General features: G+C 50.9%; 8 protein-coding genes. All 8 read right to left on the reverse strand.

From position 1 onward, the window contains the following. Nucleotides 1–19: 19 nt before the first annotated feature. Entirely contained in the window at nt 20–4,048 is a 4,029-nt protein-coding gene (rpoB, locus tag FDW88_RS01485) for a DNA-directed RNA polymerase subunit beta (protein WP_137361883.1), read from the reverse strand. A gap of 320 nt (nt 4,049–4,368) precedes the next feature. Then, nucleotides 4,369–4,734 carry a 50S ribosomal protein L7/L12 gene (rplL, locus tag FDW88_RS01490; RefSeq protein ID WP_049842133.1) on the reverse strand — a complete coding sequence of 122 codons (366 nt, stop codon included), beginning with the start codon at nt 4,732–4,734 and terminating at the stop codon, nt 4,369–4,371. Between the two features lie 66 nt (nt 4,735–4,800). Then, nucleotides 4,801–5,298, reverse strand: coding sequence for a 50S ribosomal protein L10 (gene rplJ, locus FDW88_RS01495; protein WP_007704673.1), 498 nt, complete (start codon nt 5,296–5,298; stop codon nt 4,801–4,803). Nucleotides 5,299–5,712: 414 nt separating this feature from the next. After that, nucleotides 5,713–6,420, reverse strand: a complete 708-nt coding sequence (gene rplA, locus FDW88_RS01500; protein ID WP_096758782.1) for a 50S ribosomal protein L1 — start codon at nt 6,418–6,420, stop codon at nt 5,713–5,715. A gap of 3 nt (nt 6,421–6,423) precedes the next feature. Next, the gene (rplK, locus tag FDW88_RS01505; protein ID WP_003033122.1) at nt 6,424–6,852 is read right to left on the reverse strand and encodes a 50S ribosomal protein L11; all 429 of its coding nucleotides are present in this window, start codon (nt 6,850–6,852) and stop codon (nt 6,424–6,426) included. A gap of 155 nt (nt 6,853–7,007) precedes the next feature. After that, nucleotides 7,008–7,553 (reverse strand): transcription termination/antitermination protein NusG, encoded by a 546-nt coding sequence (gene nusG / locus FDW88_RS01510; RefSeq protein WP_003033125.1) that lies wholly within the window; start codon nt 7,551–7,553, stop codon nt 7,008–7,010. A 1-nt stretch (nt 7,554) separates the two neighbouring features. Continuing rightward, entirely contained in the window at nt 7,555–7,938 is a 384-nt protein-coding gene (gene secE, locus FDW88_RS01515) for a preprotein translocase subunit SecE (protein WP_003033128.1), read from the reverse strand. A gap of 229 nt (nt 7,939–8,167) precedes the next feature. Then, nucleotides 8,168–8,269, reverse strand: a 102-nt coding sequence (locus FDW88_RS01520; RefSeq protein ID WP_072107067.1) for a hypothetical protein, incomplete at its 5' end; no start/stop codon positions are given.

An 8,269-nucleotide genomic window follows, 5' to 3' on the forward strand; every position in this document is an offset into this window, starting at 1 on the left:
TGACCTGTTTGAGCGAGAGTTACTCGTCTTCCAGCTCGATGTTGATACCCAGCGAACGAATCTCTTTCAACAGTACGTTGAAGGATTCTGGCATGCCTGGTTCCATCTGATGGTTGCCGTCCACGATGTTTTTATACATCTTGGTACGACCATTCACGTCATCAGACTTAACGGTGAGCATTTCCTGCAGGGTGTATGCCGCGCCATATGCTTCCAGCGCCCACACTTCCATCTCCCCGAAGCGCTGACCACCGAACTGAGCCTTACCACCCAGCGGCTGCTGAGTAACCAGGCTGTAAGAACCGGTAGAACGCGCGTGCATCTTGTCATCAACCAAGTGGTTCAGTTTCAGCATGTACATGTAGCCAACGGTAACCTGGCGCTCGAATTGCTCACCGGTACGACCGTCGAACAGTGTGATCTGACCAGAAGTCGGCAGGCCACCCAGCTGTAACAGTTCCTTGATTTCAGACTCTTTCGCACCGTCAAAGACCGGCGTTGCGATCGGCATACCTTTTTTCAGGTTTTCAGCCAGACGCAGAACTTCTTCATCACTGAAGGTATTCAGGTCAACTTTCTGACGAACGTCGGTACCCAGATCGTAGGCACGCTGGATGAATTCGCGCAGTTTGGCGACTTCTTCTTGCTGCTTCAGCATGGCGTTGATTTTCTCGCCGATACCTTTCGCAGCCATACCCAGGTGGGTCTCAAGGATCTGACCGATGTTCATACGCGATGGTACGCCCAGCGGGTTCAGTACGATATCTACCGGCGTACCGTTAGCATCGTGTGGCATATCTTCGATCGGGTTGATCTTAGAGATAACACCCTTGTTACCGTGACGACCTGCCATCTTATCACCAGGCTGGATCCGACGTTTAACCGCCAGATAAACCTTAACAATCTTCAGCACGCCTGGTGCCAGATCGTCGCCCTGAGTGATTTTACGGCGTTTCGCTTCGAGTTTTTTCTCGAATTCGTGTTTCAGTTCGTCGTACTGCTCAGCCAGCTGTTCCAGCTGATTTTGTTTCTCTTCGTCGGTCAGGCCGAGTTCCAGCCAGCGATCGCGCGGCAGTTTGTCGAGCTTCTCAGCTTCAACGCCACCGGCAACCAGCACCGCGTAGATACGGCTAAACAGGCCAGCTTCGAGGATCTGCAGTTCTTCAGACAGGTCTTTCTTCGCCTGCTTCAGCTGCATCTCTTCGATTTCCAGCGCACGTTTGTCTTTTTCTACGCCATCGCGAGTAAAGACCTGAACGTCGATAATCGTACCGGAAACACCGTTTGGTACACGCAGAGAAGAGTCTTTAACATCAGACGCTTTCTCACCGAAGATTGCACGCAGCAGCTTCTCTTCTGGGGTCAGCTGGGTTTCACCTTTCGGCGTTACCTTACCTACCAGAATGTCGCCACCGGTGACTTCTGCACCAATGTAAACGATACCGGACTCATCCAGTTTGGAGAGCGCAGCTTCACCCACGTTCGGGATATCAGCGGTGATCTCTTCCGGCCCCAGCTTGGTGTCACGGGACACACATGCCAGTTCCTGAATGTGGATGGTAGTGAAACGGTCTTCCTGAACAACACGCTCGGAAACGAGGATGGAGTCTTCGAAGTTGTAACCGTTCCATGGCATGAATGCCACGCGCATGTTCTGACCCAGAGCCAGTTCACCAAGGTCGGTGGACGGACCGTCTGCCAGCACATCACCACGTTCAACCGGCTCGCCCAGAGATACACAAGGCATCTGGTTGATACAGGTGTTCTGGTTAGAACGGGTGTATTTGGTCAGGTTATAGATGTCGATACCCGCTTCACCCGCATGCATCTCGTCTTCGTTAACTTTGATAACGATACGGGAAGCATCAACGTACTGAACGGTACCGCCACGCTTAGCAACAGCAGTAACACCGGAGTCAACGGCAACAGCACGCTCCATACCGGTACCAACCAGCGGCTTATCAGCACGCAGAGTCGGAACCGCCTGACGTTGCATGTTCGCACCCATCAATGCACGGTTGGCGTCATCGTGTTCCAGGAACGGGATCAGGGACGCACCGACGGATACCACCTGCTGGGTGGATACGTCCATGTAGTCAACCTGGTCACGGCTGAACAAGCTGGATTCGCCTTTGCTACGACATGTTACCAGGTCTTCTACAAAGTGGCCTTCGTCATCCAGGTTGGAGTTCGCCTGAGCGATAACGTAGTTGCCTTCTTCGATAGCAGACAAGTAATGAATTTCGTCGGTAACAACACCGTCAGTCACTTTACGATACGGCGTCTCAAGGAAGCCATATTCGTTAGTCTGTGCGTACACGGACAGGGAGTTGATCAGACCGATGTTCGGACCTTCAGGGGTTTCGATTGGACATACGCGACCGTAGTGAGTCGGGTGTACGTCTCGAACTTCGAAGCCTGCACGTTCACGGGTCAGACCGCCTGGGCCGAGGGCAGAGATACGACGCTTGTGCGTAATCTCAGACAGCGGGTTGTTCTGGTCCATAAACTGAGACAGCTGGCTGGAACCGAAGAACTCTTTCACTGCGGCAGAAATCGGCTTGGCGTTGATCATATCCTGAGGCATCAGGGTATCCAGATCGCCCAGAGACAGACGCTCTTTCACCGCACGCTCTACACGTACCAGGCCAACGCGGAACTGGTTTTCCGCCATTTCGCCAACGGAACGGATACGACGGTTACCGAGGTGGTCGATATCATCGACTTCGCCTTTACCGTTACGGATATCGATGAGCTTCTTCATCACTTCGATGATGTCGTCTTTGCTCAGGATACCGGAACCTTCGATCTCGTCACGCAGCAGAGAACGGTTGAACTTCATACGACCAACCGCAGACAAGTCATAGCGGTCTTCGGAGAAGAACAGGTTCTCGAACAGGCTTTCAGCAGCTTCGCGAGTCGGCGGCTCACCAGGGCGCATCATACGGTAGATTTCTACCAGCGCGCTCAGACGATCGTTGGTTGGGTCGACGCGTATAGTTTCAGAAATATACGCACCGTGATCCAGATCGTTGGTAAACAGCGTTTCGATACGCTTGTGACCAGACTGGCTCAGCTTAGCCAGCAGATCCAGGCTCAGCTCCATGTTCGCTGCGCAAATCAGCTCACCGGTTGATGCGTCAACGTAGTCTTTAGCCGCAACTTTGCCCGCGATGTACTCAACTGGAACTTCGATAAGCTTGATATCGTCTTTTTCCAGCTGACGAATATGGCGCGCAGTGATGCGACGACCTTTTTCGACGTAGATTTTGCCGTTGGCTTCGATATCAAAGGAGGCGGTTTCACCACGCAGGCGCTCTGGAATAAGTTCCATCTGCAGCTTGTTGTCACGAATTTCGAAGACAACTTTCTCAAAGAACAGGTCAAGGATCTGTTCAGTGGTGTACTGCAGCGCACGCAGAATAATGGTCGCTGGCAGTTTGCGGCGACGGTCAATACGTACGAACAGGTTGTCCTTCGGATCGAATTCGAAATCCAGCCAGGAACCACGGTAAGGAATGATACGCGCGTTATAAAGCACTTTACCCGAAGAGTGGGTTTTACCCTTATCGGAGTCAAAGAAGACGCCTGGGCTACGGTGCAACTGGGAAACAATAACACGCTCGGTACCGTTGATGACAAAGGTACCGTTGTCAGTCATGAGTGGAATTTCACCCATGTAGACTTCTTGTTCTTTAATGTCTTTTACGGTGCCTTCCGGCGCTTCGCGCTCGTAGATCACCAGACGCAGTTTGACGCGCAGCGGTGCGGAATAAGTCACGCCACGGATCTGACATTCCTGAACGTCAAAAACAGGTTCGCCAAGGCGGTAGCTGACGTACTGCAGCTCAGAATTACCGCTATAGCTTTTAATAGGGAAAACGGAACGGAAAGCTGCTTCCAGACCATACTGCCCTTCAGGATCTTGCTCGATGAACTTCTGAAACGAGTCAAGCTGGATAGAAAGGAGATAAGGTATGTCCAACACTTGCGGACGTTTACCAAAATCCTTACGAATACGTTTTTTCTCGGTATAGGAGTAAACCATTAGGGTTCCTCAGCTCGCTGACAAGTCGACCCATCTGTCCGACGAAGGGACAGTTTGTGCAACACTATTTTGTTGACCGGAAAATCGAATACTTTCCGCAATGCCTGTTGCTATCACGCTTAAACCATTTCGTTGCGATTTACACAGAGCGGAGGCTCTGTCGCAATATATTAAGGCGTCGATAGAAACAAACATTGAAAGGCACAACAGTAGTCAAACAGTGTGAAATGCTACTGGCGCCTTACAGCGCAAAAAGGCTGGTGACTAAAAAGTCACCAGCCATCAGCCTAATTTCTTAGGCTGCAACTAGAAAAGTTGGCTTATTTAACTTCAACTTCAGCGCCAGCTTCTTCCAGAGATTTTTTCAGTGCTTCAGCGTCATCTTTGCTCACGCCTTCTTTCAGAGCGGCCGGAGCAGATTCTACCAGGTCTTTAGCTTCTTTCAGACCCAGGCCAGTTGCGCCACGTACTGCTTTGATTACTGCAACTTTGTTCGCGCCGATACCTTTCAGAATCACGTCGAATTCAGTTTTTTCTTCAGCAGCTTCAGCCGGGCCCGCAGCTACAGCTACAGCAGCAGCAGCAGAAACACCGAATTTTTCTTCCATTGCAGAAATCAGTTCTACAACGTCCATTACGGACATAGCGGATACTGCTTCAATGATTTGATCTTTAGTGATAGACATTTAAATTGTTCCTGAAAATCAGAATAAGTTTATACGTAAGCAGATGCTTGATAAAGATAACTGCGATTAAGCAGCTTCTTTCGCATCGCGAACAGCAGCCAGAGTGCGAACCAGTTTGCCAGCCGAAGCTTCTTTCATGGTTGCCATCAGGCGTGCAATTGCTTCTTCGTAGGTCGGCAGAGTTGCCAGGCGATCGATTTGCGATGCCGGGATCAATTCACCTTCAAAGGCTGCGGCTTTGACCTCAAATTTTGCATTCGCTTTCGCGAAATCTTTGAACAGACGAGCAGCTGCGCCCGGGTGTTCCATAGAATATGCAATCAGGGTCGGACCAACGAACGCGTCTTTCAGGCACTCGAACTGAGTACCTTCAACAACACGGCGCAGCAGGGTGTTACGAACAACACGCATGTATACGCCGGCTTCGCGACCTGCTTTACGCAGTTCAGTCATTTTGTCTACAGTAACGCCACGGGAATCCGCAACTACTGCAGACAGCGCGCCTTTGGCTACTTCGCTGACTTCAGCAACAATCGCTTGTTTGTCTTGAAGATTTAAAGCCATTAGCTTTGCTCCTGGATGTTTGCCGGGACTCATGTCCCGGAACTCACTTCACTCTTCCCAACGGACAGAGCGTCTTAATACGGTGAGCAGAAACAAGCCAGAGTATCAGAAATAATCTTAGCGTTCTGTCACCGTCTACGCAGGGCATTAAGCTTCTTTCGAAACACCTGCGGTCTTCGACGGAGGCCTGGATAGGCCAGGCTCCAACGAACAAATCTTGTCTATCTGTCGCTATTCAATCTGTGACGGCGTTGACTGCCTTCGTTCACACCAGTCACATAGTTAACTATGCTCCTGGCGATTCACTCAGTTGTCGCCTTGCCACAGCCTGAATATCTTGGATATACGTCTGCAATTAGCAGAAACGTGGGGGTAAGATTGTAGACAAAATCACCGCCCACGTAAAGGCGAATATTAGTTCGCCACAGTCGCGGTCAGACCGGACTGATCAACGGCAACACCAGCACCCATGGTGGTGGAGATGCTAACTTTCTTGATGTACACGCCTTTAGCCTGAGTCGGTTTCGCTTTTTTCAGCGCAACCAGCAGAGATTCCAGGTTTTCTTTCAGTTTGTCAGCGTCAAAATCCACTTTACCGATGGTAGTGTGGATGATGCCGTTTTTGTCGTTACGGTAACGAACCTGACCCGCTTTAGCGTTCTTAACCGCTTCAGCAACGTTAGGGGTTACAGTACCAACTTTCGGGTTTGGCATCAGGCCACGCGGACCCAGAACCTGGCCCAGCTGGCCAACAACGCGCATTGCATCCGGGGAAGCAATAACAACGTCAAAGTTCATTTCGCCTTTCTTGATCTGGTCAGCCAGATCTTCCATACCTACCAGTTCAGCGCCAGCAGCTTTAGCAGCTTCAGCGTTTGCGCCCTGGGCAAATACGGCTACGCGAACGGAACGGCCAGTACCGTGCGGCAGTACAGTTGCACCACGTACGTTCTGGTCAGATTTACGAGCATCGATACCGAGGTTAACGGCAACGTCAACGCTTTCTACGAATTTAGCAGTGGCCAGCTCTTTCAGCAGAGCAATAGCTTCGTTGATATCATACTGTTTAGTTGTATCAACTTTGTCACGGATCACGCGCATACGCTTGGTCAGTTTAGCCATTTCTTAATCCTCCACTACCAGGCCCATGGAACGTGCAGTACCTTCAATGGAGCGAGTCATCGCTTCAATGTCGGAACCAGTCATGTCGGCAGCTTTGGTCTGCGCGATTTCCTGCAGCTGGGCGCGGGAAATTTTACCCACTTTGTCTTTGTTCGGCTTACCGGAACCAGACTTGATACCAGCCGCTTTCTTCAGCAGAACTGCTGCCGGAGGCGTTTTGGTAACGAAAGTGAAAGAACGGTCAGCGTAAACGGTGATAACAACCGGGATCGGCAGACCTTTCTCCATGGAATCAGTTTTTGCGTTAAACGCTTTGCAGAATTCCATGATGTTCACGCCTTGTTGACCCAGTGCTGGACCTACCGGCGGGCTCGGGTTAGCCATACCAGCTGCAACCTGCAGCTTGACATAGGCTTGGACTTTCTTAGCCATTCTAAATTCCTCTAGTTGGGTTATAGCGCCTCAAAAAGGCTCCCCGTGATAAAATTCGTTTTACGGATGCTATCCATAAAAACAAAAGGCGCGAAATTGTATTCCAATCTCGCGCCTTGTGCAACGATTAAATCGCCGCTTTTTTGATCGACTTGTTAGGCTTTCTCAACCTGAGCGAAGTCCAGCTCAACCGGCGTTGCACGACCGAAGATAGATACGGAAACCTTCAGACGAGACTTCTCATAATCCACTTCTTCAACTACGCCGTTAAAGTCAGCAAACGGACCGTCGCTAACGCGAACCATTTCGCCCGGTTCAAACATCGTTTTCGGACGTGGCTTATCGCCAACCTGCTGCAGGCGGTTCATGATCGCATCAACTTCTTTGTCGCTGATCGGAGCTGGACGGTCAGAAGTACCGCCAATAAAGCCCATCACACGCGGCACGCTACGCACCAGGTGCCAGCTCGCATCGTTCATGACCATCTGGACCAGTACATAGCCCGGGAAGAATTTACGTTCGCTTTTGCGACGTTGACCGCCACGGATTTCGACCACTTCTTCAGTCGGCACCATGACTTCACCAAACAACTCTTCCATATTTTGTAACTTGATATACTCACGCAGCGATGTGGCTACGCGGCCTTCAAAACCGGAAAACGCCTGAACGACGTACCAGCGCTTTTTAGGAGCTTCAGACATCTTAGAACCTCAGGCCAGTGATAAAGGATACCAGGCGAACCAGAATACCATCCAGTCCCCACAGGATCAGTGACATTACCGCAGTGACCGCAGCAACGATCAGCGTGGTGTGCAGCGTTTCCTGGCGAGTTGGCCAAATGACCTTACGGACTTCGGTACGCGCTTCACGGGCAAAAGCAACGGTCGCTTTACCTTTTGTCGTCAACAGCGCGACACCGCCCGCTGCGGCAATCAGAATCACTACGGCTAGCGCACGCAACGGCAGCATCATGTCACGATAGAGGTAGTTGCCAACGATAGCGACAAGCAGCAATACAGCGACAACAACCCACTTCATCGCTTCCAGGCCGCGCCCGCTTCCTTGAGCTTCGGTATTCGCACTCATAAACCAACCTGTCAGAAGTATTCTACAAACATTTTCACCCCGCGTACGCGAGGCGATCCAAACCGAAATGCTCTGGTGCGTTTCGGACTAAACGCCCTCTTCAGAGCCTGTCTCAGCAATGATTATGGCAAAAAAAATCACTGATGAGCCAGGTTCTGGTTCGACAGCGTATAAAAAGGGCATCAAATGATGCCCTTTTATTGCGCATTGCGTCAAATAATATCAGCAATTAGCTCAGAACTTTAGCAACAACGCCCGCACCAACGGTACGACCGCCTTCACGGATTGCGAAACGCAGACCATCGTCCATCGCGATCGGGTGGATCAGGGT

It is taken from the genome of Citrobacter sp. wls829 (assembly GCF_005280825.1).
Lineage (GTDB): Bacteria > Pseudomonadota > Gammaproteobacteria > Enterobacterales > Enterobacteriaceae > Citrobacter > Citrobacter gillenii.